The following is a 23,718-nucleotide window of genomic DNA, read 5'->3' as shown; positions in this document are numbered from 1 at the left end:
CGATTCGACGCTATTTTCCGCACTTCGCACGCGACACGACGGCCGCTAGTCTGAGCCCATGGACCGTGCACCCGGACGCTTGCGCTTTGATCACGCCCACGTCGTCACGAACGAGGAACGGTACGCGGAAGGTCGCGCGGCACGAGCCCGCCTCCCCCGCTCGGCCCACGCTCTCTACGAACCGGATGCTGCGCGCGACCCCCTGGGCGTGCTCGACCGGCAGCACGCGACGCGGGTGCCGGAGCTCGTCCCGTTCCGGATCGCCCGGATGCTGCAGGATCCGTTCGCCTTCTACCGTGGCACGGCCGCGCTCCAGGTGGCCGACCTCGCCGGCGCACCGACCACCGGTGCCCAGGTCGCGATCTGCGGGGATGCGCACATCAGCAACTTCGGACTCTTCTCCTCCCCGAGCGCGCCATGGTGTTCGACCTGAACGACTTCGACGAGGCGACGCTCGGACCGTGGGAGTGGGACGTCAAACGCCTGGTCACGAGCGTCATCATCGCGGCGCGCGTCCGCGGCGACAGCGACGAGCTTGCGAACCGGGCCGCGAGGAGGGCCGCGAGGGCCTATCGCAACGCGCTGCGCGAATCCCTCAGCCAGGTCGCCGTCGAGCGATTCTTCCGTGCCGCGGTCGTCGAGGACGGTCGCCAGTTCCGCAAGGACACCCAGGCCGCGGTCAAGGCGGCTGTGAAGTCGGCCGAGAAGCGCACGGCCGCACGTCTGATCGCGCGCATCACCGAGGTCGCCGCCGACGGCTCGATCCACATCGTCGAGAGTCCCCCTCGGATGACCCACGTCAGCCGCCAGATCGAGGAGCGGGTCAGCGATGTGATCGAGAGCTACCGCACCACGGTCTCGCCCGACATCTCGCTGCTCCTCTCGCAGCACACGATCACGGACATGGCCCGCCGTGTCGTCGGGGTCGGCAGCGTCGGCACGCGGTGCTACATCGTCGTTCTGACGGGACCGCTCGGCGAACCGCTCGTGCTCCAGGTGAAGGAGGCGAGCGACTCCGTGGTCAACGAGTTCGGCGAGGTGCCCATCGGCGCGGTGAGCGGCGTGGACGTCGGCATCCTGGCGGCGAACGCCGGTTACCGGGTCACGGCCAACCAGCGCATCCTCCAGGCCGTCTCCGACCCTTTCCTCGGCTACGTGACGGTCGAAGGCCGCGGCTTCTACGTGCGGCAGTTCCGGGACCGCAACGTGTCGTTCGAGATCCCCGAGCTGTCTGCGGAGGCGTTCATCGACTACTCGACGGCATGCGCCATCATCCTCGCCCGGGCGCACGCGCGCAGCCCCGAGAGCGCCTTCATCGCCGGCTACATCGGCCAGGGCTCATCGTTCACGGATGCGGTGGTCGCCTGGTCGCACAGCTACGCCGACCAGTCCTTCGTCGACTTCCAGGCGCTCGGCGCCGCGGTGGTCAGCGGACGCTACGCCGCGGCCGAGCTGTAGCAGCCTCGACCGCACCTTCGCGCGCGAGCGCTAGCGCTTGCGCTTCTCCCGCACGCGCATGTTGAGCTGGATCGGCGTGCCCTCGAAGCCATAGACCTCGCGCAGGCGCCGAACGATGTACCGGCGGTAGCCCGGGTCGAGGAATCCGGTCGTGAACACCACGAATGTCGGCGGACGACTCGTGGCCTGCGTGCCGAACAGCACGCGCGGCTGCTTGCCACCGCGGACGGGGTGCGGATGCGCGGCCGTGAGCTCGGCGAGGAACGCATTGAACTTGCCGGTCGGGATGCGCGTATCCCACGACTCGAGCGCGAGCTCCAGTGCCGGGACGAGCTTCTCCAGGTGACGGCCGGTGCGGGCCGAGATGTTGACGCGGGGCGCCCACGAGACGTGCGCGAGGTCCTGCTCGATCTCGCGCTCGAGGTAGCGGCGACGGTCATCGTCGAGCAGATCCCACTTGTTGAAGGCCAGCACGAGCGCGCGGCCCGATTCGAGCACGAGGTCGATGATCCGCACGTCCTGCTCGCTGATCGGCTCGCTCACGTCGAGAACGACGACGGCGACCTCGGCCTTCTCCAGGGCGGTGGATGTGCGGAGCGAGGCATAGAAGTCGGCGCCCTGCTGCAGGTGCACGCGACGACGGATGCCGGCGGTGTCGACGAAACGCCAGACCTTTCCGGCGATCTCGACCTGCTCGTCCACGGGGTCGCGGGTGGTGCCGGCGAGCTCGTTGACGACGACTCGCTCCTCGCCCGCTGCCTTGTTCAGCAGGGACGATTTGCCCACGTTCGGTCGGCCGACGATCGCGACGCGACGGGGGCCGCCGACCTCGCGCTTGGCGACGGCCGAGACCTCGGGAAGCACCTTCAGGATGCTGTCGAGCATGTCCGCGACGCCGCGACCGTGCAGCGCGGAGACCGGGATCGGCTCGCCGAGGCCCAGCGACCACAGGCTCGAGGCGTTCGGCTCCTGCCGCACGTCGTCGACCTTGTTGGCGGCGAGGAACACGGGCTTCTTGGTCTTGCGGAGCATGCGCACGACGTGCTCGTCGGTCGAGGTGGCGCCGACGTTGGCGTCCACCACGAAGAGCACGGCATCCGCCAGATCGATGGCGACCTCGGCCTGGGCGGCGACAGAGGCGTCGATCCCCTTGGCGTCGGGCTCCCAGCCGCCGGTGTCCACCAGCGTGAAGCGGCGCCCGTTCCATTCGGCCTGGTACGAGACGCGGTCGCGGGTGACACCGGGGGTGTCCTCCACGACGGCTTCGCGGCGGCCCAGGATGCGGTTCACCAGCGCGGACTTGCCCACGTTCGGGCGCCCGACAATGGCCAGCACGGGCAGTGCTGGCAGATAGGTGATGGCATCCGGATCGTCGGTGACGGTCTCGAGGAGGTCGAGGTCCTCCTCGTCGAGCTCGTACTCGTCGAGGCCGGAACGCAGTGCGGCGGCCCGCTGGGTGGCGAGTTCCTCGTCGAGGTCGATGAGGCGCTCGACGAGGTCGTCGGCGCCTTCCGGCTCCTGAAGATCGCCCTGTTCGGGCACGGTGTCAGACATGGGCGTCTCGCGTATCTCTCTGCTGCTGCACGACCGCAATGACCGCATCCACGGTCTGGTCGAAGTCGAGTTCGGTTGAATCGACGGTGGTCACACCGTCGGCGGCGTTCATGAAATCCACGACCTGGGAGTCGGCCTTGTCACGCCGGTGAAGCTGTTCGCCGACATTGTCGGGCGTCTGGCCGACGAGTTCCGCGGAACGCCTGGCTATTCTAGCCTCTTCGCTTGCTGTGAGAAGGATGCGCACGTCGGCATCGGGCGCCACCACCGTCGTGATGTCCCGACCTTCGACCACGATTCCCGGCCGCTCGGTGTGCCGCATGATGTCGCGGAACAGCTCGGTGAGGTGAGTGCGCACCTCGGGAACGCGCGCAATGGCGCTCACTACGGCCGTCACCCCCGGCTCCCGGATGGCCTCGGTCACGTCGTGCGAGCCGACGAGCACGTGGTAGCCGTCGGGATCGGTGCCGATGCGGTAGTCGAAGTCAGACAGCGCGTCGATCACGGCCGCCGAATCGGTGGGGTCGAGCTGTCGCTGCACCACGAACCAGCTGAGCGCGCGGTACGCGGCACCGGTGTCGAGGTAGGCGAAGCCGAGCCTGCGCGCGCTCGCCTTGCTGACGCTGGACTTGCCGCTGCCGGCCGGCCCGTCCACCGCCACGACGGTCGTCCCGACTAGTGGGTTCTGGTTCGCATCCGTCATCCGGCGATTCTCCATCCTCGGCTGCTGAGGTCGTCGATCGTGCGGTGCAGCGCCTCCGGCAGCACGGCGATCTCCGCCAGGCCGACCTGGGCGCCCGGCGAGTGCTCGAGTCGCAGGTCTTCCAGGTTCACGTCGATCTCACCCAGCTCGTTGAGCAGGCGGGCGAGCTCTCCGGGCTTGTCGTCGACCATGACGACGATCGAGGCGTACCGCTTGCTCTGCCCGTGCTTGCCCGGCAGTCGCGAGACTCCGACGTTTCCGCCCGCGATCTCCTCGGCGAGCACGCGGCGCGAACCGGGCACGTCGATGTCGCCGAGCGCGACCAGCACGCGATCCAAGTCGTCGCGGTAGGCGCGCAGGATGTCCACCACGGCGGGCGCGTTCGCCCCGAGGATCTGCACCCAGAGCTCCGGCTCGCTGCCGGCGATTCGGGTCACGTCGCGCACGCCCTGCCCGGCGAGCGCGAGTGCCGCATCCGTCGATCCCTCCAGCCGCTTGGCCATGAGGCTCGCGACGATCTGGGGAGCGTGCGAGACGAGCGCGACAGCGGCGTCGTGCTCGGCGGTCTCCATCTCGACCGGGGTCGCACCGAGGTCCAGGATGAGCGACTCGACGAGCGTGACGACCGCGCGGTCGTTCTCGGGCCGGGCGCAGACCACCCACGGCCGCCCGATGAAGAGGTCGGCGCGGGCGGAGCTCGGTCCGCCGCGTTCGCGTCCGGCGAGGGGATGCGATCCCACATAGCGGGACAGGTCGGCACCCGAGGCCTCGAGTTCGGAGAGCGGCGCGACCTTGACGCTGGCCACATCCGTCACCACGGCGTCAGGATGCGCGGCGAGCTCGGCACGCACGACCGACCCCACGAGGTCCGGCGGCACCGCCACCACGATCAGCGCGGGTTCGGCGGAGCCGTCGTCGGGACGACCCGCGCCGTAATCGGCGGCGAGGCTGAGGTGTGCCGGCGAAGCATCGGCGAGCAGCACATCCACACCCCGTGCGCGCAGCCCGAGGCCGACGGAGGCGCCGAGCAGACCGGCGCCGACGACACGGACGGGTCCGGTCAGCCGGGAGGTGCTGTCGTTCACTTGGTGTCTTTCTGGCGCGAGATGGTCAGCAGATTGCCGAGTTCCACCTTAGTCAGGTCGCGCATTTCACCCACCCGAAGGGTGCCCAGGTGCAGCGGGCCGAACTGCCGACGCACCAGTTCGATCACCGGATGCCCGACCTCCGCCATCATCCGCCGCACGATCCGGTTGCGGCCGGAGTGCAGGGTCAGCTCGACGAGGCTGTCGCGGCTGGCCGAGCTGCGCTCGAGGAGTCGCGCCTTGTCGGCGGCGATCGGTCCGTCTTCGAGCACGACGCCGCGGGTCAGCGTTGCGATCGCCTGGGGCGTGACGACGCCACGCACGCGGGCGATATACGTCTTCGTCACGCCGAAACTCGGGTGTGCGAGCACGTGCGCGAGTTCGCCGTCGTTCGTGAGGATCAGCAGCCCCGAGGTCTCGGCGTCGAGTCGCCCGACGTTGAAGAGACGCTCCTCGTAGCCCGCAGTGAACTCGGACAGGTCGGGCCGGCCCTGCTCGTCGCGCATGGAGCTGACGACGCCGACCGGCTTGTTCAGCATCACATAGCGGCGGCTCGTGTCCAGCTGCACCGCGGTGCCGTCGACCGCGACCAGGTCGTGCTCGGGGTCGATCCGTCGGCCGAGCTCGGTGACGACCGTCCCGTTGACCGTGACGCGACCGGCGGAGATGAGATCTTCGGAGACCCGGCGCGACGCCACTCCCGCGGCGGCCATGACCTTCTGGAGACGCTCGCCCTCGGGCGCTGCGTCGGGCGACCCCGCCTTGCCGGACTCGGGTCTCGGGGAGTGCTGCTTAGCGGACATCGGCGTCGAACCCTTCGGTGCCGTCTGCGAGCAGCGGCGAGATCTTCGGCAGCTCGTCGATCGAGTTGACGCCGAGCTGGCTGAGGAGCAGATCGGTGGTGCCGTAGTTGATCGCGCCCGTCTCGCTATCGGTGAACATCTCGGTGATGAGCCCCCGGCCGAGCAGGGTGCGCACAACAGAGTCGACGTTCACTGCACGAATGGAGGCGATCGCGCCGCGGCTGATCGGCTGCTTGTACGCGATGACGGCGAGCGTCTCGAGCGCCGCCTGCGAGAGCTTCGTCGGGTTCTGCGCGAGCACGTAGTCGGTCACCACGGTGTCGTACTCGGCGCGAACGTAGATGCGCCAGCCGCCGCCGACCTCGCGCAGCTCGAAGCCGCGCCGGATGCTGCCGGTCCCCTCGCCGCCGAGACCGTCGAAGTCCGCGACCAACGCATCCACCGCTGCCTTCACGCGCTTCACCGGCGCACCGACAGCGGTCGCGAGGGTGACCACGCTCATCGGCTCGTCGGCGACCATGAGTATCGCCTCGAGGGCGCGCTCCAGGTCCAGATCTGCGGAGAATGCGGGTGTCGCGTCGTTCTCGGTCGCTTGCACGTTCTCGGTTGCTTCTGCGTTCTCAACCGTCATAATCGGCTCCCAGGTTGGACAGGTTCTCTTGGGACCAGTGCTCGGCCGTCCAGCGCACGGTCAGTTCGCCGAGCGGCTCCAGCTGCTCGAAGGCGATCGCGGCGTGCCGGTACAGCTCCAACACCGCCAGGAAGCGCGCGATGATCACGCCCTTCTGGTCGGCGCCGGCCACGAGCTGGCGAAAGGTGAGGGTCTCGCCCGAGCGGAGCATCCCGACGACATGCGCTGCCTGTTCCCGGATGCTCACCAGCGGCGCGTGCAGGTGGTCGAGCCCGACGACGGGGATCTCCCGCGGCGTGAGCGCGAGGGTCGCCAACGCGGCGAAGTCGTCGGCCGTCAGGGTCCAGACGAGCTCGGGAGTGCGCTGGCGATACTTGTCTTCCAGGCGCACCGTGCGGGTGTGGCGGGTGGACTCGGCGTCGAGGGCCGACTGGAACCAGGCCGACGCCTCCTTGAAGGCGCGGTACTGCAGCAGGCGCGCGAACAGCAGGTCGCGCGCCTCCAGGAGAGCGACATCCTCGGCGTCGACCAGCTCGCCCTGCGGAAGGAGTCCGGCGACCTTGAGGTCGAGCAGGGTGGCGGCGACGAGCAGGAACTCGCTCGCCTCATCGAGGCTGTCTTCGGAATCGAGCCCGCGCAGGTAGGCGATGAACTCATCCGTCACCCGGCTCAACGAGATCTCGGTGATGTCGAGCTCGTGCTTCGTGATCAGACTCAGCAGCAGGTCGAACGGACCCTCGAAGTCCCCGAGCGCGACACGGAACGTGACCGGCGCCGTGTCGGCCTGCTCGCTCGCCGTCTGCCCGCTCGCAGCCTGGCTAGGCGACGGCGCCACGCGAGATCAGTTCCCTCGCCAACTGGCGGTAAGCCTCGGCGGCTGCGTGCTCGGGCGCGAACTGGGTGATCGGGGTGGCCGCGACCGACGCATCCGGAAACTTGACCGTGCGTGAGATGACCGTCTCGAGAACGCTGTCGCCGAACGCGTCGACGACGCGCTCCAGCACCTCACGCGAGTGCAGGGTGCGCGAGTCGTACATGGTGGCCAGGATGCCGTCGAGCTCGATCGCGGGGTTCAGGCGCTCGCGCACCTTGTCGATCGTCTCGATGAGCAGGGCGACACCGCGCAGTGCGAAGTACTCGCACTCGAGCGGGATGAGCACGCCGTGGCTGGCAGTGAGCGCGTTGACCGTGAGGATGCCGAGCGATGGCTGGCAGTCGATCAGGATCACGTCATAGTCGCCGCTCACCTTGCGCAGCACGCTCGCCAGGATCTGCTCGCGGGCGACCTCGTTGACCAGGTGCACCTCGGCGGCCGACAGGTCGATGTTCGCCGGGATGATGTCGAGCCCCGGGGTTCCGGTGTGCTGGATAGCCTCGACCGGGTCTTTGCTGCGCGAGAGCAGCAGGTCGTAGATGGTGGTGACGTCGTGCGTCTGGGCGCCGAGGCCGGCGGAGAGCGCGCCCTGCGGGTCGAAGTCGATCGCGAGCACCCGGCGGCCGTACTCGGCCAGGGATGCGCCCAGGCTGATGCTCGTCGTCGTCTTGCCGACGCCGCCCTTCTGGTTGCAGAGGGCGATGATGCGCGCGGGGCCGTGCTGCTTGAGCGGCTTCGGCTCGGCGAAGGTGTGGAACGGACGCCCGGTGGGCCCGAGGCGGACGGCGAGGGATGCGCTATCCATACCCGGCAGCTCGGTCCTGACCTCGTCGTTGCGCGTCACCTGCGTGTTCCTCGTCCCTCTAGCCCCGTCGTCGTGCCCGACTCTCGCGGACCCTACCGCGCCCCAGTCTAACGGCGCTCCCCCGGTTCGCGGGCCGCACCGCCGCGCGCCACCGAGCGCTTCCGCCCCGTTCACCCGCGCCCGCGCCGGCGTGCGCGGCGTCAGCGGGCGCGGGGGTGGGCGGACGTGTAGACGTCGCGCAGGGTGTCCGCGGTGACCAGTGTGTAGATCTGGGTGGTCGCGACCGACGAGTGGCCGAGCAGCTCTTGCACGACCCGCACATCCGCCCCGCCGGCGAGCAGGTGCGTCGCGAACGAGTGGCGCAACGTGTGCGGTGAGATCTCGACGGTCAGGTGAGCGCGCTCGGCGGCGGCACGGATGATCAGCCAAGCGTTCTGCCGGGAGACCCGCGCCCCGCGCATCCCGAGAAACAAAGCGGGTGTCGCCTTGCCCCGCGTCGACAGAGCGGGACGGGCGCGCACCAGGTAAGCGTCGATCGCTGCGCGCGCGTAACTGCCGAGGGGCACGATCCGCTGCTTGTTGCCCTTGCCGGTCAGTCGGACGATGTCGTCGTCGATCACGTCGTCGACGTTCAGCGCGACCGCTTCGCTCACCCGCGCGCCCGTCGCGTAGAGGAGTTCGAGCAGAGCCTTGTCCCGCAGGGCCTGCAACCCCTCGCCGTCGGTCGCGGCCAGCAGTGCTCCGACCTGGTCGACCGTGATCGCCTTCGGCAGACGGCTCTTGAGCTTGGGCGGCTTCACCTCGTGGGACGCATCCGTCTCGACCAGGCCCTCGTCGAGCAGGAACCGGTGGAACCCGCGAACCGTCGACAGCATCCTGGCCATCGAAGAGGCGGTGAGCGGCGACTCCTCGCGGGATCCGAGGTGAATCGCGAACTCGGAGATCGTCCCGCTCGTGACGTCGTTCAACGAGCCGATGTCGCGGGATGCGAGCCACGCCGCGTACACACCGAGGTCACGCCGATAGGCGGCCACGGTGTTCGCCGAGAGCCCGCGCTCGATCGAGACGTGCCGCAGGTACGAGTCCACAGCCGTCTCGGTCGTCATCGCTCGACGATCACGATCGGAGTTTGGGATGCCGCGGCCAGGGCTCGTCCGCGGGTGCCAGCTGCGCCCATCCCCGCTCCCGCTCGGTGCGGGCCGCGAGAGCGCCCACGATCAACGACGGGTTCTGCACGCGACGCGCGAGGATGGCATCCACGACATCGTCGAGCGGAACCCAGCGCACCTCCATGTCGGCTTCCTCGTCGGTGCGCGCGAACACCTCGTCCGCAGGATGCACACCGCGGGCCAGGTAGATGCGGATGGCCTCGTCGCTGCCGCCGGGCGTCGTGAAGAACTCGGCGAGAACGTGCCACTGGTCGGCCTGCAGGTCGGCCTCCTCGGCCAGCTCGCGCTTCGCGGCGGCCAATGGTGCCTCACCATGCACATCGAGCAGCCCGGCCGGGATCTCCCACTCGCGCTGGCGAACCGGGTGACGGTACTGCTTGATGAGCAGCACCCGGCCGTCATCATCGAGCGCGACGACCGCGACGGCTCCCGTGTGGTCGACGTATTCGCGTGTGATCTCGGCACCGTTGTACGGAAACTTGTCTCGACGGATGTTCCAGATCGCGCCCTCGAAAGGAACCTCCGTCGAGAGGATCTCCGGCGAGAACGGCTCGTCGGCGATGAGCTCCGGCATCAGGCTTCGGCCGCGACTTCGAACAGCCGGCTGGCCTTCTGGCGGTCGAGGGCGGCGCCCACGAGCCCGCGGAACAGCGGGTGCGCGCGGTTCGGCCGCGACCGCAGTTCCGGATGCGCCTGCGTGCCGACGTAGTACGGGTGCACCTCGCGCGGCAGCTCGACGTACTCGACGAGGTGTCCGTCGGGCGAGGTGCCCGAGAACCACAGGCCGGCATCAGCGATCTGCTCGCGGTAGTTGTTGTTGACCTCGTAGCGGTGACGGTGGCGCTCGGATGCCTCGGGCGCGCCGTAGACCTCGGCCACGATGGAGCCTTCGGCGAGCGTCGCCGGGTAGAGGCCGAGGCGCATGGTGCCGCCCAGGTCGCCGCCGGCGATGATCTCAACCTGCTCGGCCATCGTCGCGATCACCGGGAACTCGGTGTCGGGGTCGAACTCAGACGAGGATGCGCCGAGAAGTCCGGTCTCGTGGCGGGCGTATTCGATGACCATGCACTGCAGGCCGAGGCACAGTCCGAGCGCAGGGATCCCGTTCTCGCGGGCGAAGCGCAGCGCACCGACCTTGCCCTCGATCCCGCGCACGCCGAACCCGCCGGGAACGCAGATCGCGTCGACGTCGGACAGCATGTGGGCGGCACCATCGGCGGTCTGGCACTCGTCCGAGGCGATCCACTTGAGCTTGACCTTGGCGTTGTGTGCGAACCCGCCGGCGCGCAGCGCCTCGGTGACCGAGAGATACGCATCCGGAAGGTCGATGTACTTGCCGACCACGCCGATCGTGACCTCGTGCTTGGGGTCGTGGACAGCGCGCAGCAGGTCGCTCCAGCCGTCCCAGTTCACGTCGCCGGCGTCCAGTCCGAGCTGCTCGATGATGTACGCGTCGAGGCCCTGGTCGTGCAGCATCGTCGGGATGTCGTAGATGCTCGGCACGTCGACCGCGTTCACCACGGCCGACTCGTCGACGTCGCACATGAGCGCGATCTTGCGCTTGTTGGACTCGGAGACGGGGCGGTCGCTGCGGAGCACCAGCGCATCCGGCTGGATACCGATCGACCGCAGCGCTGCGACGGAGTGCTGCGTCGGCTTGGTCTTCTGCTCGCCCGACGCGTTCATGTACGGCACGAGCGAGACGTGCACGAAGAAGCAGTTCTTGCGGCCGAGCTCGTGGCGAACCTGACGGGCGGACTCGATGAACGGCTGCGACTCGATGTCGCCGACCGTGCCACCGATCTCGGTGATGATCACGTCGGGCTGCGGCTCGCCGTTCGGTCCGGGCTGCGCCTGCAGCCGCATCCGGCGCTTGATCTCGTCGGTGATGTGCGGGATGACCTGCACTGTGTCGCCGAGGTACTCGCCGCGGCGCTCCTTGGCGATCACGTTCGAGTAGATCTGGCCGGTCGTGACGTTGGCCGACTGCCCGAGGTTGATGTCGAGGAAGCGCTCGTAGTGACCGATATCGAGGTCGGTCTCAGCCCCGTCGTCGGTGACGAAGACCTCGCCGTGCTGGAACGGGTTCATCGTTCCCGGATCCACGTTCAGGTATGGGTCGAGCTTCTGCATGACGACGCGGAGTCCGCGAGCCGTCAGAAGGTTGCCCAGGCTGGCCGCTGTCAGGCCCTTGCCCAACGAAGAAACGACACCACCCGTCACGAAGATGTGCTTGGTAATGCCGTTTGAAATGCCCGCGTCTGAATTATCCACCACGGGCTTTTATGCTATCACCCGATTCGGGATGCTCGGTGCTCAGGATGAGCGTCGCAGCGCTTCCGGATCGCTCCCGTGCGCGCAGAACGGCCGCAGAACGGCCGCAGAACGGCTGCAGAACGGCTCAGCGCTTGGCCGAAGCCATGTCGACGAGTTCGCGGGCGTGGGCTAGCCCGCTCTCCGAATCGGGAAGCCCCGAGAGCAGCCGCGCCATCTCGGCGATCCGTTCGTCGCCCGTGAGCTGGCGGACACTGGATTCCGTGACCGATCCGTCGCTGCCCTTCACGACCGTGAGGTGGTTGTTCGCGAACGCGGCGACTTGCGCGAGGTGGGTGACGACGATCACCTGGGAAGTCTCCGCGAGTCTCGCCAGACGACGCCCGATCTCGATGGCCGAGGCCCCGCCGACCCCCGCATCGATCTCGTCGAAGATGAAGGTGGGGACCGGATCGCTCCCCGCGATGACGACCTCGATCGCCAGCATGACCCGGGAGAGCTCGCCGCCCGAGGCGCCCTTGCCGAGAGCGCGGGGTTCTGCGCCCGAATGAGGCTGCAGCAGGATGGAGATCTGGTCGCGCCCGATCGCGGTGAACTCGTCGCGCTCGGTCACTTCGACCACCACACGCGCGTCGGCCATCGCGAGGGCGGTGAGTTCTTCAGAGACCGCGTCGCTCAACCGCTCCGCAGCCTCGCGGCGACGCGCGCTGAGGTCGTCCGCCAGTTCCGCGACCAGCACGGCATCGGCCTCGACCTCGGCGCGCAGCTGGTCGATGCGCTCGGAGTCGCCGTCGAGTTCGAACAGCCGGGAGCTGCCCGTATCGAGGGCTTCGATCACATCGTCGAGACCCGGTCCGTACTTGCGGATGAGCGTCGCGAGCTCGGCGCGCCGCTCCTGCACGATCTCCAGCTCGCGGGCACCGTCTGTGTCGAGGGTCGCGAGATATGTGGAGAGCTGCGCGGCGACATCCGACACCAGGTAGTTGGCGTTCGCGACCGCCTCGGCCACAGCGACGAGTTGCGCATCGTGGCTCGAGACGCGTTCGAGCTGGCGACGCGCGTTGTCGAGCAGTCCGAGCGCATCCGCGCCCTCCGACTCCTCGGCCGAAAGTAGTTCCCGGGCGCCAGCAGCGGCGAGGCGCAGATCTTCGAGGTTCGAGAGGCGTTCGGCACGCTCGGCGAGCTCGACGTCTTCGCCCGGCTGCGGTGCCACGGCCTCGATCTCGGCCATCGCGAGGCGAAGATCCTCGGCTTCACGAGCACGTCTGTCCTGATCGGCAACGAGCTCTTCGAGCTCGGCCCGGTTGTCGCGCCAGCGGTGGAACACGTGCGAGTACGTCTCGATCGCGTCGGCCAGCGGGCTTCCAGCGAAGCGGTCGAGGGCTTCGCGCTGGGCGACCGCCGACCGCAACCGGATCTGGTCGGACTGACCGTGCACGACGACCAGCTGGCCGCCGAGCTCCGTGAGCACGCTGACCGGGGCGCTCCGGCCGCCGACGACGGCACGCGAACGTCCCTCCGCCGAGACGGAGCGTGAGAGCACGAGCTCTGCGGAACCCTGGCCGAGAGGGTCGACGTCGCCGCCCGCATCCCGAACCCGTTCGACGACCTCGCCGCCGTCGGCGACGCGCCACCGGCCTTCGACCCAGGCCTGCGGGCTACCGAGGCGCACGGCCCCGGTGTCGGCCCGCTCGCCGAGCAATAGCCCGAGGGCGGAGACGACCATCGTCTTGCCCGCGCCGGTCTCGCCGGTGAGGGCCGTGAATCCGGGGCCCAGGGGCAGGGAGGCGTCGGCGATGACGCCCAGGTCTTTGATCGAGATCTCTTCGATGCCTGCGCGGTGCTCAGTCACGTCCTGCCGGCCCCCTCCATCCCGTGACGGGCAGGTTGAACTTCTGCACCAGGCGATCGGTGAACGGTCCAGGATGCAGTCGGGCCAGTCGCACAGGGATCGGCGAGCGCCGCACGACCACGCGCGCACCCGGCGGCAGGTCGTATGCGCGTCGTCCGTCGCACCAGAGGATGCCTGACCCGCCGGCCCGCTCGAGCAGTTCGACGGCGAGCGAGGAATCGGCGTCGACCACGAGGGGACGCGCGAAGAGGGCGTGCGCGCTGAGCGGCACGAGCAGCAGCGCGGCGACGCCGGGCCAGACGACAGGGCCGCCAGCGGAGAACGAGTATGCGGTGGAGCCCGTCGGCGTCGACATCACGACGCCGTCGCAGCCGAAGCTCGACATCGGGCGGCCGTCGACCTCGATGACGACTTCGAGCATCCGCTCGCGGCTCGCCTTCTCGACCGTGGCCTCATTGAGCGCCCAGCTCTCGTAGACGACCTCTTTGCCCACCTTGACCCGGGCAGAGAGCGTCATGCGCTCTTCGACCTCGTAGTCTTTGGCGAGCCCCCTGGCCACGGCCAGCTCGAGGTCGTCGCGCTCGCTCTCGGCGAGGAAGCCGACGTGACCGAGGTTGACGCCGAGCAGCGGCGCCGAGTACCCGCGTACGAGTTCTGCTGCGCGCAGGATGGTGCCGTCGCCGCCCAGCACGATCACGAGTTCGAGCTCGTTGGGCTGCACGTCGACGCCGAGGACAGCGACGCGGCCGAAGCTCGGTTCGGCAGCCAGGAGGTCGCGTCGCTCGTCGGCGCTCAGCACAGGCACGACACCGGCATCGATCAGCTGGGCGCAGACCTCCACCCCGGCTGCGAGTGAATCTTGGCGACCTGTGTGCGCGACGACGAGGATGTACCGCTCGGGTGCACCCATAGGCGTCACGCTCCCATCCTCACGTCGATACGGTCTACCCATTCTGTCTGATCGAGCGCGTTCGTGGGTGAACGGTGCCTGAGGGTGTGGATGAACGGGGGCTGTGGATGAGCGGAGCGGACGTGACCGAGGCTCGCCGCGCATCCTGAGACCGTCAGTTCCGTGAGGTCACCACCTCGACCATCGGCAACCACTCGGTCGGATTCGTGCCGACCGTCGCGCTCAGCCACACCAGGTACTCGAGGTTGCCCTGGCTGCCCGCGATCGGGGAGGCCACGAATCCGGCCGTGCCGACCCCCAGATCGTGTGCGGACCACAGCACGTTCGTCACGGCCTCGCTCCGGAGGACAGGATCGCGGACGATCCCCTCTTTGATGCCCGTTCGGCCGACCTCGAACTGCGGCTTGACGAGCAGAACGAAGTCCGCGCCGTCGGCGGCCGTCTCGACCAGCGCGGGGAGCACCTGGGTGAGGGAGATGAAGGAGATGTCGCCGACGACGAGGTCGGGACGGACGGCACGGCCGACGAGCCCTTCCAGCGCCGCGGCCGTGAGAGCGCGGGCGTTGATCCCCTCGAACGAGAGCAGCCGGGTCTCCAGAGCGAGGGATGGTGCCAGCTGTCCATGGCCCACATCGATCGCGATCACCTGGGCGGCGCCGCGCTCGAGGAGCACCTGGCTGAACCCGCCGGTGGAGGCGCCGACGTCGAGCGCCGTGCGCCCCTCGACGAGTACGTCGAACGCATCCAGGGCGGCGATGAGCTTGTGGGCGCCGCGACTGACGTAGGCGTCTACGCCTGCGACGACGATGACCTGGGCGTCGCGCACCTTGACGGAGGGGCGCACCGCGGCGCGGCCATCCACCGTCACGAGACCCTCAGCGATGATCGTGGCCGCGTGCGTGCGCGACCGCGCCAGACCGCGTGCGGCGAGCGCCACGTCCAGCCTGACCTCGGAGTCGCCCGCGGCGAGAGAGTCGCCGGCGCCCGTTGCGTCGTCAGCCATTCCGCGGGACGTCGCCGCCCTCCAACTGGTCGCGGAGCTCGTCGTGCACCTGGGCATAAGCATCCGCGCGCGCCGCGAGCGGCTGATCCTCGATCAGGTTGAGCCGCGGAACGAGCGCGTCGTCCGCGCCGTTCTTCTCCTGAGCATCCATGTCTCTACGGTACGCGAAACACGGCGCCCGCCCGGGTCACTCGACGAAGAGTCCTGCCAGGGTCTTCTTGCCGCGCCGCAGCACCGCCATCCGATCCAGCAGAAGGGTCTCGCCGACGGGGATCTCCCCGTCTTCGACCTTGACGTTGTTGAGGTAGACCCCGCCCTGCGCGATGGCGCGGCGCGCCTCTCCCAGGCTGGTCGTCAACCCCGTGTCGACGAGCGACTGGGTGACGGTCGCGGTCGGCGAGGTGGTCGTGTTCGGAAGCTCGCGAAGGGCCGCTTCGAGGGTGGACTCGTCGAGCGCCCCGAGCTCGCCCCGGCCGAACAGCGCCTGCGCGGCCGCGATGGCCGCCTCGGTCGCCTCGACGCCGTGCACGAGACTCGTGACCTCGAACGCGAGCCGGCGCTGCGCCTCGCGGCGGAACGGCTCGTCGGCGACCGCCTTCGCGAGGCGCTCGATCTCTGCCCTGGTCAGGAAGGTGAACACCTTGATGCGGTCGATCACGTCGGCGTCGTCGGTGTTCACCCAGAACTGGTACATCGCGTACGGGCTGGTGAGCTTGGCATCGAGCCAGATCGCGTTGCCCTCGCTCTTGCCGAACTTGGTGCCGTCGCTGTTGGTGATTAGCGGCGTGCCGATGGCGTGCGCACTGGCGCGCTCGACCTTGCGGATGAGGTCGGTTCCGCTCGTGAGGTTGCCCCACTGGTCGCTGCCGCCGGTCTGCAGCACGCAGCCGTATTGGCGGTAGAGCTCCAGGAAGTCCATGCCCTGCAGGATCTGGTAGCTGAACTCGGTGTAGCTGATGCCCTCGTCCGAGTTCAGGCGCGCGGCGACCGCATCCTTCTTCAGCATGGTGCCGACCCGGAAGTGCTTGCCGATGTCGCGGAGGAAGTCGATGGCCGACAGCGGCGCCGTCCAGTCGAGGTTGTTGACCAGCCGTACGGCGTTGTCGCCTTCAGGACTGAGGAAGCGCGACACCTGCGCCTGCAGGTAGCCGACCCACTCCGACACCGTCTCCTTTGTGTTCAGCGTGCGCTCGGCGCTGGGCCGCGGGTCGCCGATCAGGCCGGTGGATCCGCCGACGAGCCCGAGCGGCTTGTGACCGGCCAGCTGCAGGCGGCGCATGGTGAGCAGCTGCACCAGGTTGCCCAGGTGCAGGCTGGCCGCTGTCGGGTCGAACCCGCAGTAATAGGTGACCGGCTCGCCCGCGAGGAGCTGTTTCAGCGCTGCTTCATCCGTGGAGACGTGGATGAGCCCGCGCCACTTCAGCTCATCCCAGACGTCGTCGAAAGACGGGTCGTTGGACTGTGCTTGGAGGGTTTCGGAGTCGGACACGGATTCAGGGTATCAGCGGGAGGGCTGCAGCCCTGATCTCCCCTTTATCAGGCTTACAAGCCTGATCATACTTGCATCAGGGATGGAGGCCTGATACGGTATTCATCAGGTTTCCAAGCCTTATTTTGCAGGCTGAGAGGAGCATCCATGTTCGTCGTCACCGCCGACCAGGTGGACTCGAGAACCGGCCCCGACATCGTGGCGGGTGCCCTCGACGACCTGAACCACCGCTATCGCGACCGCCTCGAACTCCCCGTCGACCGCAATGCCGGCGACGAGATCCAGGCGCTCACCGCGGATGCGGGTACCGCGCTCGACCTCGTCCTCGAACTGACCCGCCGCGGCCAGTGGAGCGTCGGGCTCGGCGCGGGCAGCGTCCGAACGCCGCTGCCCGCTGAGACGAGGGAGGCGAGCGGGGATGCGTTCATCGCCGCACGCGAGGCGGTCACGCGGGCGAAACGCGCACCCACCCGCTTCGCCGCGAACGCGGTGGTCGCCCCCCAGCCCGCCGAGGACGCGGAGGCGCTCGTCAACCTGCTGCTGAGCATCCGGGAGAGCCGCTCCCCTGCGGGCTGGGAACTGTACGACCTCGTGACCTCGGGGCTCACCCAGGCGGAGGCGGGCGCCAGGCTCGGCATCACCCCGCAGTCGGCCAGCGACCGCGCGCGGGCGGGCGCGCTCCGAACCGAGTTCGCCGCGATCGGACCGCTGACTAGGCTGTTGAAGAGCCTCGACGACGCCCAGCTGCGAACGGACACTGCATGATCCCCCACTTCCCCCTCTTCCTCGGCGCGATCGGCCCCGTGCTGGCGTGGTGCTCGGTGCTGATCCTCTCGATCGCCTCCCTGTGCTGCGTACTGTTCGCCCTGCGCAGCCCGCGCCGTCCGCTGGTCTACGTCGCCGCGGGCCTGCTCGCGCTGGCCGTGCTGATCTCGGCCCTGCCGGTTCCGGATGCGCCTCCACTGTTCCGGGCGCTCATCGGCATCGTGGCGCTCGCGCTCAGCGTCCTCGGGGGCGGTCCCGCGTCGCAGCTCGTGTTCGCGCTCGCCTCCGGCGGCGGCGGGGTGCCCGGGATGCACGGCGGCATCGTCGTCGCCGAACGGGCGACCGCCGAAGACCGGGCGGAGGGAGTCCAACCCACCCGTGAGGTTCTCCGCGGCGGAGCCACGATCGGCTTCCTGGAGCGTCTAGCCACCACGGCGACGATCATGGCGGGCTTCCCCGAGGCGATCGCCGTGATCGTCGCCGTCAAGGGCGTCGGCCGGTTCACGGAGCTCGAACAGCCCGAGGCCCGCGAGCGCTTCATCATCGGAACCCTGACCAGCCTCATCTGGGCCACCGCCTGCGCAGCGATCTTCAGCCTGTCGTTCGCCTGACCCTCCGATCGCCCGCGTTGCGCGCTGAGTCCGCGTATGCAGACTCAGTGCGACTTCGGGTGCCGCTTGTACGGCGAGACCGTGGGATCGCCCGGCAACCAGAACCGCCAGGGGAACGCCTCGCTACCACCGGCGCCTGAGATTCCGGTGCGCGGTCCCGTGACGTACGGCAGCGGGATGCGCGGCAGCTGCAGCGAGAACGGCGCGGCGAACAGGTCGGCCCCGTTCTCTTCGAGAGTGATGCCTGCCGCCACCACGAGACGGGCGGGCCCGCGGCCGAGGTCGCGATCCGCGACGTCCCGCACCGGCCGCGCCGAAGCTGCGGAGCCCACCGCACCCGAGCGTCGCGCCAGCGCCAGCGCGTGTCCCTCGACCACCTCGGCCCCGCGCAGCAGCACGGCCGTCGCCTCGCCCTCCGGCGAGCAGACGAAGTTCGCGCACACGTGCATCCCATAGGTGAAGTAGGCGTACAGGTAGCCGGGCGGACCGTACATCACGGCATTACGCCTCGTGCGGCCGCGAAAAGCGTGCGAGCCGGGGTCGACGCCGTCTCCCACGTACGCCTCGACCTCGGTGATCCGCAGCCCGACCGTCCCCTCGGGCGTCTCGTGCCGCAGCACTCCCCCGAGCAGCAGCGGCGCGACCTCGAGCGACGACGCCAGGAAGAACTCCCGGTCGGGGCGGTACAGCCCGTCGTCGTCGCCTGCAGCCACGTCAGAACATCCGGATGCCGCTGGCCACCGCGACGATCAGCCCGACCACGATGATGGCGACCGCGACGACGACGATCGTCGGAATGATCCACGGATAGCGTGGCGCCTTCTTCTCGGGGCGTTCGCGCGCGGCCATCAGACGAGGTCCCGCTTCACGCTCGGCAGCGACGTCGCGATCTCGCGCACTCGCTTGGTGAGCTCCGCCAGCTGCTCGGCGACGCGCGTCGGCGCGGTTCCGCCGACGTTGTCCCGGCTCGCGACGGACCCTTCGATGGTCAGCACCGAACGCACATCCGGAGTGAGGAGCGGCGAGACGGATGCGAGACCCTCGTCATCGACCTCGCTCAGCTCGACCCCGCGCGTCTCCGCGAACTTGACCAGGTTGCCCGTGATCTCGTGCGCATCCCGGAAGGGCACGTGCTTCTTGACGAGCCACTCGGCCACGTCGGTGGCGAGCGAGAAGCCCTGCGGCGCCAGCTCGGCCATCCGGTCGGTGTGGAAGTGCATCGTCGCGACCATGCCCGTGAAGGCGGGCAGCAGCACCTCGAGCGTCGTCACCGAGTCGAAGACGGGCTCCTTGTCCTCCTGCAGGTCGCGGTTGTACGCGAGCGGCAGGCCCTTGAGGGTGGCGAGCAGTCCGGTGACATTGCCGATCAGCCGCCCGGCTTTGCCGCGCGTGAGCTCGGCGATGTCGGGGTTCTTCTTCTGCGGCATGATCGACGAACCGGTCGAGTACGAGTCGTCGAGCGTGACGAACCCGAACTCGCGAGTGTTCCAGATAATGACCTCCTCGGCGAAACGGGAGAGGTCGACGCCGATCTGAGCCGCGATGAACGCGAACTCGGCAACCACATCCCGAGCCGCCGTGCCGTCGATCGAGTTCTCGGAGCTGCGCGCGAAGCCCAGGTCGCGGGCGACGAGCAACGGGTCGAGACCGAGGGTCGATCCTGCGAGCGCACCCGAACCGTACGGCGAGACGTTCGCACGCTTGTCCCAGTCGGCGAACCGCTCCAGGTCGCGGACCAGGGGCCAGCAGTGAGCCAGCAGATGGTGCGCCAGCAGAACCGGCTGCGCGTGCTGCAGATGAGTGCGGCCCGGCAGGATGGCCGTGGGATGCGCGTCCGCCTGCGAGGCGATCGCGTCGATGAGCGCGATCAGGCGCTCAGCGATTGCGCCGGCGTGATCCCGCAGGTACAGCCGAACGAGCGTGGCGATCTGGTCGTTCCGACTGCGGCCGGCTCGCAGCTTGCCGCCGAGCTCTCCCCGGCGCGCTCGATCAGACCGCGCTCGAGGGCGGAGTGCACATCCTCATCGGTCTCGGCTGCGACGAAGGCTCCGGATGCGACGTCGCGGTCGAGCTTGTCGAGCGCGGCGATCATCCCGTCGAGCTCCTCGGAGCTGAGATAACCGGCGCCGGCGAGCGCCTGGGCGTGCGCCCGCGATCCGGCGATGTCGTACGCCGCGAGCTGCCAGTCGAACTGCGTCGACTTGCTCAGGGCGGCGAGCTCGGGCGACGGGCCGCCGGCGAAGCGGCCGCCCCAGAGGGCGCCCGCTTCGCCGGCCCGGCTGCCGGGCTGCTCGTTGTCGGTCATCCGCTGCCTACTCGCCGGCGAGGTCGCGGCGTGCCGAGATCTTGCTCGGCAGCGACCACAGCTCGATGAAGCCCTTCGCCAGCGACTGGTCGAAGGTGTCTCCGGTGTCGTAAGTGGCGAGGTTGAAGTCGTACAGGCTCTCGCCGCTGCGGCGACCCGTGACGACAGCGGTGCCCGCGTGCAGCTTGAGGCGGATCTCGCCGGTGACGTGCTTCTGGGTCTCATCGATGAAGACGTCGAGCGCGCGCTTGAGTCCGGAGAACCAGAGGCCGTCGTAGACCAGCTCGGCCCATTTCGCCTCGACCGTGCGCTTGTAGCGGGCCACATCGCGCTCGACGGTCATGTTCTCGAGCTCTTCGTGCGCCGCGATCAGTGCGATGCCGGCCGGCGACTCGTAGACCTCGCGGCTCTTGATGCCGACGAGACGGTCCTCGACGATGTCGATGCGGCCGACGCCCTGTCCACCCGCGATGGTGTTCATCAGCTGCACGGCCTCGAGGGGGCTGACCGGCTTGCCGTCGATCGACACGGGGATGCCCTCGCTGAACGCGATGACGACCTCGACAGGGTCGCGCGTGATCGCCGGGTCTTCGCTGTAGGTGTAGAGGTCTTCAATCGGAGCGTTCCACGGATCCTCGAGGAAGCCGGTCTCCACCGCACGACCCCAGACGTTCTGGTCGATCGAGTACGGCGACTTCTTCGACTGCACGATCGGCAGGTTGTGCTCCGCCGCGTAGACGATCGCCTTGTCGCGGGTGAGCGCGAAGTCGCGCACCGGGGCGAGCGAGGTCAGGTCGGGCGCGAGTGCGGCCACGGCCGCCTCGAAACGCACCTGGTCGTTGCCCTTGCCCGTGCATCCGTGGGCAACGCTGTCGGCGCCGAGCGCCTTGGCGGTGGCGGCGAGGTGCTTGGCGATCACCGGACGGCTCAGCGCCGAGACCAGCGGGTAGCGCTTCTGGTAGAGGGCGTTGGCCTTCAGCGCCGGCATGAGGTAGTCGTCGGCGAACTCGTCCTTCGCGTCGACGACGATCGACTCGACGGCGCCGCAGTCGAGCGCGCGCTGACGGATGGCCTCCATGTCTTCGCCACCCTGGCCAACGTCGACCGCGAGGGCGACGACCTCTTTACCCGTCGCATCCTGCAGCCAGCCGATGCCGACCGAGGTGTCGAGACCGCCCGAGTACGCGAGAACAACACGTTCCGCCATGATTCTCCTTCAGCTTGTGTTTCGTAACGAGTTTAGAGTTTGCGGCTAGGCCGCGTTCTGGGCGAGAAGCCAGACGAGCAGGGCCTTCTGGGCGTGGAGCCGGTTCTCGGCTTCGTCCCAGATGACGGACTGCGGGCCGTCGATGACGTCGGCCGTCACCTCGTAGCCGCGGTCTGCGGGGAGGCAATGCATGAAGAGGGCATCGGATGCGGCGAGCGCCATCAGCTCGGCGTCGACGCGATACCCGCCGAAGACGGCGATGCGCTCCGCCTTCTCGTCCTCCTTGCCCATCGACACCCAGGTGTCGGTGATCATCACGTCGCTGCCGGCAGCCGCCTGGCTCGGGTCGGTGAAGAGCGCGACCGAGCCCCCGGTGTTCGCGGCTATTCTCTCGGCATCGGCCACCACATCCTGAGCCGGGGCGTAGTCGGCCGGGGATGCGATTCGCACGTGCATACCGGCGGTCGCGCCCGCGAGCAGGTACGACTGCCCCATGTTGCTCGCACCGTCGCCGAAGAACGTCATCGTGAGACCCGCGAGTTTTCCGCGCTTCTCCTTGATGGTCAGCAGGTCGGCCAGCAGCTGGCAGGGGTGGAAGTCGTCGGAGAGGGCGTTGACCACGGGCACGGTCGTGCCTGCTGCCATCTCTTCCAGTCCCGACTGTGCGTAAGTGCGCCAGACGATCGCCGAGACCATGCGCTCGAGCACGCGGGCGGTGTCGGAGGGGGTCTCCTTGCCACCCAGCTGGCTGTTCGCCGTCGAGATGATGAGCGGGCTGCCGCCGAGGTCGGCGATGCCGACCGCGAACGAGACCCGGGTGCGGGTGGAGGACTTGTCGAAGATCACCGCGACGGTCTGCGGGCCCTCGAGCGGCTTGGTGCCGAAACGGTCGGCCTTGAGCTGTTCCGCCAGCTCGAGGATCTCCGCCTGCTCGGCGGGGCTGATGTCGTCGTCGCGCAGAAAATGCCTGGTCATGAGATTCTTTCGTTCTGTTGTCAGTGGGCGCGGAGGCGGCGGGCGTCAGCGGTGCGGCGCGACGTCCGCCAAGGCTCGCCCGAAGCGGTCGCGGAAGCCCGCGAGTTCCGCGTCCCCGACGATGAGCGGCGGGGCGAGACGGATGCTCGACTCGTTCGGGGCGTTGACGATCAGCCCGTGGTGCAGTGCGGCGTCCGAGAGCCGGTGCGCATCGCCCTCGGTGAGACCGATGCCGACGAGCAGGCCAGACCCGCGCACCACACTGATCAGGGGCGAGTCGAAGCCGTGGATGATCGCGCGCAGCTCTTCACCGCGGCGAGCGGCGTTCTCGACGAGGCCGGCGTTCTCGATCTCACCCAGAACCGCGTTGCCTGCGGCGGTCGCGAGCGGGTTGCCGCCGAACGTCGACCCGTGCTGGCCGCGCGAGAAGAGCTCGGAGGCCCAGCCGAAGGTCACCAGCGCGCCGATCGGCACACCGCCGGCCATCCCCTTGGCGATGGTGACCGCATCCGGAACGATGCCGGCGTGCTCGTACGCGAACCACTTGCCCGTGCGGCCGATGCCGGTCTGGATCTCGTCGATGATGAGCAGTACGCCGTGCTGCTCGGTGAGCTCGCGTGCACGACGGAGGAAGCCCTCGGGCAGATCGATCACACCGGCCTCACCCTTGATCGGCTCGATGAACAGCGCGGCCACCCGGTCGTCGATGGCCGCTTCGAGGGCCGCGATCGTCGACTCGATGTGCTCGACGCCCGACGGCACGGGTTCGAACGGTTCGCGCATCGGAGGCTTGCCGGTGAGAGCGAGCGACCCCATCGTGCGACCGTGGAAGGCGTTGTTGAGGGCCAGGATGCGCTTGCGGCGTCCGCTCGCGCCGCGGTTGAGTCGGGCCAGCTTGAAGGCCGCCTCGTTAGCCTCGGCGCCGGAGTTGCAGAAGTAGACGCGCCCGGCGGCGCCCGCACCGGTCAGGCGAGTGAGCCGTTCGGCCAGCTCCAGCTGCGGAGGCGTGGCGAAGTAGTTGGAGACGTGCGCGAGGGTCGCGATCTGGCGGCTCACCGCATCCACGAGCACAGGATGCGCGTGCCCGAGCGAGTTCACGGCGATACCCGCGAGGAAGTCGAGGTACTCCTTGCCGTCGACGTCCCAGACGTAGCAGCCTTCACCGCGCGCGAGCATCAGCTGCGGGGTGGCGAGCGTGCGCATCATCGTGTTGCCGAACCGGTCGGTCCAGCCCTGAGTCACCTG

22 protein-coding genes and 2 pseudogenes are annotated in these 23,718 nt (G+C 68.8%); 3 read left to right on the top strand and 21 right to left on the bottom strand.

Translation table 11 applies throughout. The annotated features are described in order from the left end of the window. Positions 1-58: 58 nt before the first annotated feature. Positions 59-1,458 (top strand): annotated as a pseudogene (locus tag ACQ86A_RS07140) (DUF2252 domain-containing protein). Between the two features lie 30 nt (positions 1,459-1,488). Here ACQ86A_RS07140 and der read toward each other — a convergent pair. The 15 genes from der to tyrS all read right to left on the bottom strand — a co-directional run bounded on the left by der (position 1,489) and on the right by tyrS (position 16,610). After that, a complete protein-coding gene (gene der, locus ACQ86A_RS07135) occupies positions 1,489-3,012 on the bottom strand; it encodes a ribosome biogenesis GTPase Der (protein WP_431279862.1) in 1,524 nt (507 codons plus the stop codon). Further along, a complete protein-coding gene (gene cmk / locus ACQ86A_RS07130; protein WP_431279861.1) occupies positions 3,005-3,715 on the bottom strand; it encodes a (d)CMP kinase in 711 nt (236 codons plus the stop codon). Before cmk ends, der begins: the two co-directional genes overlap by 8 nt. Then, a complete protein-coding gene (locus ACQ86A_RS07125; RefSeq protein ID WP_431279860.1) occupies positions 3,712-4,800 on the bottom strand; it encodes a prephenate dehydrogenase in 1,089 nt (362 codons plus the stop codon). Before ACQ86A_RS07125 ends, cmk begins: the two co-directional genes overlap by 4 nt. Beyond that, complete coding sequence (locus tag ACQ86A_RS07120; protein WP_431280398.1) at positions 4,797-5,513, bottom strand: pseudouridine synthase; 717 nt, start codon at positions 5,511-5,513, stop codon at positions 4,797-4,799. Before ACQ86A_RS07120 ends, ACQ86A_RS07125 begins: the two co-directional genes overlap by 4 nt. Positions 5,514-5,592: 79 nt before the next feature. Then, complete coding sequence (gene scpB / locus ACQ86A_RS07115; protein ID WP_431279859.1) at positions 5,593-6,234, bottom strand: SMC-Scp complex subunit ScpB; 642 nt, start codon at positions 6,232-6,234, stop codon at positions 5,593-5,595. Continuing rightward, positions 6,224-7,069, bottom strand: a complete 846-nt coding sequence (locus ACQ86A_RS07110; protein WP_431279858.1) for a segregation and condensation protein A — start codon at positions 7,067-7,069, stop codon at positions 6,224-6,226. The genes scpB and ACQ86A_RS07110 overlap by 11 nt, the downstream gene beginning before the upstream one ends. Then, positions 7,053-7,952: a ParA family protein gene (locus ACQ86A_RS07105; protein WP_431279857.1), complete on the bottom strand. Its 900-nt coding sequence runs from the start codon at positions 7,950-7,952 to the stop codon at positions 7,053-7,055. The genes ACQ86A_RS07110 and ACQ86A_RS07105 overlap by 17 nt, the downstream gene beginning before the upstream one ends. A 161-nt stretch (positions 7,953-8,113) precedes the next feature. Next, positions 8,114-9,019: a site-specific tyrosine recombinase XerD gene (xerD, locus tag ACQ86A_RS07100; protein ID WP_431279856.1), complete on the bottom strand. Its 906-nt coding sequence runs from the start codon at positions 9,017-9,019 to the stop codon at positions 8,114-8,116. 10 nt (positions 9,020-9,029) lie between these two features. After that, positions 9,030-9,656 carry an NUDIX domain-containing protein gene (locus tag ACQ86A_RS07095; RefSeq protein WP_431279855.1) on the bottom strand — a complete coding sequence of 209 codons (627 nt, stop codon included), beginning with the start codon at positions 9,654-9,656 and terminating at the stop codon, positions 9,030-9,032. After that, the gene (locus ACQ86A_RS07090; RefSeq protein WP_431279854.1) at positions 9,656-11,359 is read right to left on the bottom strand and encodes a CTP synthase; all 1,704 of its coding nucleotides are present in this window, start codon (positions 11,357-11,359) and stop codon (positions 9,656-9,658) included. The genes ACQ86A_RS07095 and ACQ86A_RS07090 overlap by 1 nt, the downstream gene beginning before the upstream one ends. A 124-nt stretch (positions 11,360-11,483) precedes the next feature. Further along, entirely contained in the window at positions 11,484-13,208 is a 1,725-nt protein-coding gene (gene recN / locus ACQ86A_RS07085) for a DNA repair protein RecN (RefSeq protein ID WP_431279853.1), read from the bottom strand. Then, the gene (locus ACQ86A_RS07080; protein ID WP_431280397.1) at positions 13,201-14,118 is read right to left on the bottom strand and encodes an NAD kinase; all 918 of its coding nucleotides are present in this window, start codon (positions 14,116-14,118) and stop codon (positions 13,201-13,203) included. Before ACQ86A_RS07080 ends, recN begins: the two co-directional genes overlap by 8 nt. Before the next feature lie 154 nt (positions 14,119-14,272). Continuing rightward, positions 14,273-15,121, bottom strand: a complete 849-nt coding sequence (locus ACQ86A_RS07075; RefSeq protein ID WP_431279852.1) for a TlyA family RNA methyltransferase — start codon at positions 15,119-15,121, stop codon at positions 14,273-14,275. Then, positions 15,114-15,272 (bottom strand): hypothetical protein, encoded by a 159-nt coding sequence (locus tag ACQ86A_RS07070; protein ID WP_431279851.1) that lies wholly within the window; start codon positions 15,270-15,272, stop codon positions 15,114-15,116. The genes ACQ86A_RS07075 and ACQ86A_RS07070 overlap by 8 nt, the downstream gene beginning before the upstream one ends. Before the next feature lie 36 nt (positions 15,273-15,308). Beyond that, positions 15,309-16,610, bottom strand: a complete 1,302-nt coding sequence (gene tyrS, locus ACQ86A_RS07065; protein WP_431279850.1) for a tyrosine--tRNA ligase — start codon at positions 16,608-16,610, stop codon at positions 15,309-15,311. 147 nt (positions 16,611-16,757) lie between these two features. On the opposite strand from tyrS, the gene ACQ86A_RS07060 reads away from it, so the two are divergent. Next, positions 16,758-17,375 carry a DNA-binding protein gene (locus ACQ86A_RS07060; RefSeq protein WP_431279849.1) on the top strand — a complete coding sequence of 206 codons (618 nt, stop codon included), beginning with the start codon at positions 16,758-16,760 and terminating at the stop codon, positions 17,373-17,375. Then, positions 17,372-17,986 (top strand): hypothetical protein, encoded by a 615-nt coding sequence (locus tag ACQ86A_RS07055; protein WP_431279848.1) that lies wholly within the window; start codon positions 17,372-17,374, stop codon positions 17,984-17,986. The genes ACQ86A_RS07060 and ACQ86A_RS07055 overlap by 4 nt, the downstream gene beginning before the upstream one ends. Positions 17,987-18,030: 44 nt before the next feature. Here ACQ86A_RS07055 and ACQ86A_RS07050 read toward each other — a convergent pair whose 3' ends face one another. The 6 genes and pseudogenes from ACQ86A_RS07050 to ACQ86A_RS07025 all read right to left on the bottom strand — a co-directional run bounded on the left by ACQ86A_RS07050 (position 18,031) and on the right by ACQ86A_RS07025 (position 23,679). Next, the gene (locus ACQ86A_RS07050) at positions 18,031-18,699 is read right to left on the bottom strand and encodes a DNA-3-methyladenine glycosylase (protein WP_431279847.1); all 669 of its coding nucleotides are present in this window, start codon (positions 18,697-18,699) and stop codon (positions 18,031-18,033) included. A 1-nt stretch (position 18,700) separates the two neighbouring features. Next, on the bottom strand, positions 18,701-18,835 hold the full coding sequence (locus ACQ86A_RS07045; RefSeq protein ID WP_431279846.1) for a hypothetical protein: 135 nt from the start codon (positions 18,833-18,835) through the stop codon (positions 18,701-18,703). Further along, positions 18,835-20,291: pseudogene (gene argH, locus ACQ86A_RS07040) on the bottom strand (argininosuccinate lyase). Before argH ends, ACQ86A_RS07045 begins: the two are co-directional and overlap by 1 nt. Before the next feature lie 7 nt (positions 20,292-20,298). Further along, on the bottom strand, positions 20,299-21,498 hold the full coding sequence (locus tag ACQ86A_RS07035) for an argininosuccinate synthase (protein ID WP_431279845.1): 1,200 nt from the start codon (positions 21,496-21,498) through the stop codon (positions 20,299-20,301). A 45-nt stretch (positions 21,499-21,543) separates the two neighbouring features. Beyond that, on the bottom strand, positions 21,544-22,473 hold the full coding sequence (argF, locus tag ACQ86A_RS07030; RefSeq protein ID WP_431279844.1) for an ornithine carbamoyltransferase: 930 nt from the start codon (positions 22,471-22,473) through the stop codon (positions 21,544-21,546). A gap of 45 nt (positions 22,474-22,518) precedes the next feature. Continuing rightward, complete coding sequence (locus ACQ86A_RS07025) at positions 22,519-23,679, bottom strand: acetylornithine transaminase (protein ID WP_431280396.1); 1,161 nt, start codon at positions 23,677-23,679, stop codon at positions 22,519-22,521. Positions 23,680-23,718: the final 39 nt, after the last annotated feature.

Source organism: Leifsonia poae (assembly GCF_050632195.1).
Classification (GTDB): Bacteria; Actinomycetota; Actinomycetes; order Actinomycetales; family Microbacteriaceae; genus Leifsonia; species Leifsonia poae_C.
Note: the sequence above shows the minus strand (reverse complement) of the source record. Positions and strands in the feature narration are given on the sequence as shown.

What these genes read in the sequence shown, in the direction of transcription:
- argF (WP_431279844.1), bottom strand. Translation starts at nt 22,473, where the DNA reads ATGACCAGGCATTTTCTGCGCGACGACGACATCAGCCCCGCCGAGCAG.
- ACQ86A_RS07095 (WP_431279855.1), bottom strand. Translation starts at nt 9,656, where the DNA reads ATGCCGGAGCTCATCGCCGACGAGCCGTTCTCGCCGGAGATCCTCTCG.
- xerD (WP_431279856.1), bottom strand. Translation starts at nt 9,019, where the DNA reads ATGACGACCGAGACGGCTGTGGACTCGTACCTGCGGCACGTCTCGATC.
- ACQ86A_RS07080 (WP_431280397.1), bottom strand. Translation starts at nt 14,118, where the DNA reads ATGGGTGCACCCGAGCGGTACATCCTCGTCGTCGCGCACACAGGTCGC.
- der (WP_431279862.1), bottom strand. Translation starts at nt 3,012, where the DNA reads ATGTCTGACACCGTGCCCGAACAGGGCGATCTTCAGGAGCCGGAAGGC.
- ACQ86A_RS07070 (WP_431279851.1), bottom strand. Translation starts at nt 15,272, where the DNA reads ATGGATGCTCAGGAGAAGAACGGCGCGGACGACGCGCTCGTTCCGCGG.
- ACQ86A_RS07055 (WP_431279848.1), top strand. Translation starts at nt 17,372, where the DNA reads ATGATCCCCCACTTCCCCCTCTTCCTCGGCGCGATCGGCCCCGTGCTG.
- ACQ86A_RS07035 (WP_431279845.1), bottom strand. Translation starts at nt 21,498, where the DNA reads ATGGCGGAACGTGTTGTTCTCGCGTACTCGGGCGGTCTCGACACCTCG.
- scpB (WP_431279859.1), bottom strand. Translation starts at nt 6,234, where the DNA reads ATGACGGTTGAGAACGCAGAAGCAACCGAGAACGTGCAAGCGACCGAG.
- cmk (WP_431279861.1), bottom strand. Translation starts at nt 3,715, where the DNA reads ATGACGGATGCGAACCAGAACCCACTAGTCGGGACGACCGTCGTGGCG.
- ACQ86A_RS07120 (WP_431280398.1), bottom strand. Translation starts at nt 5,513, where the DNA reads ATGGCCGCCGCGGGAGTGGCGTCGCGCCGGGTCTCCGAAGATCTCATC.
- ACQ86A_RS07060 (WP_431279849.1), top strand. Translation starts at nt 16,758, where the DNA reads ATGTTCGTCGTCACCGCCGACCAGGTGGACTCGAGAACCGGCCCCGAC.
- ACQ86A_RS07075 (WP_431279852.1), bottom strand. Translation starts at nt 15,121, where the DNA reads ATGGCTGACGACGCAACGGGCGCCGGCGACTCTCTCGCCGCGGGCGAC.
- ACQ86A_RS07045 (WP_431279846.1), bottom strand. Translation starts at nt 18,835, where the DNA reads ATGGCCGCGCGCGAACGCCCCGAGAAGAAGGCGCCACGCTATCCGTGG.
- ACQ86A_RS07025 (WP_431280396.1), bottom strand. Translation starts at nt 23,679, where the DNA reads ATGATGCGCACGCTCGCCACCCCGCAGCTGATGCTCGCGCGCGGTGAA.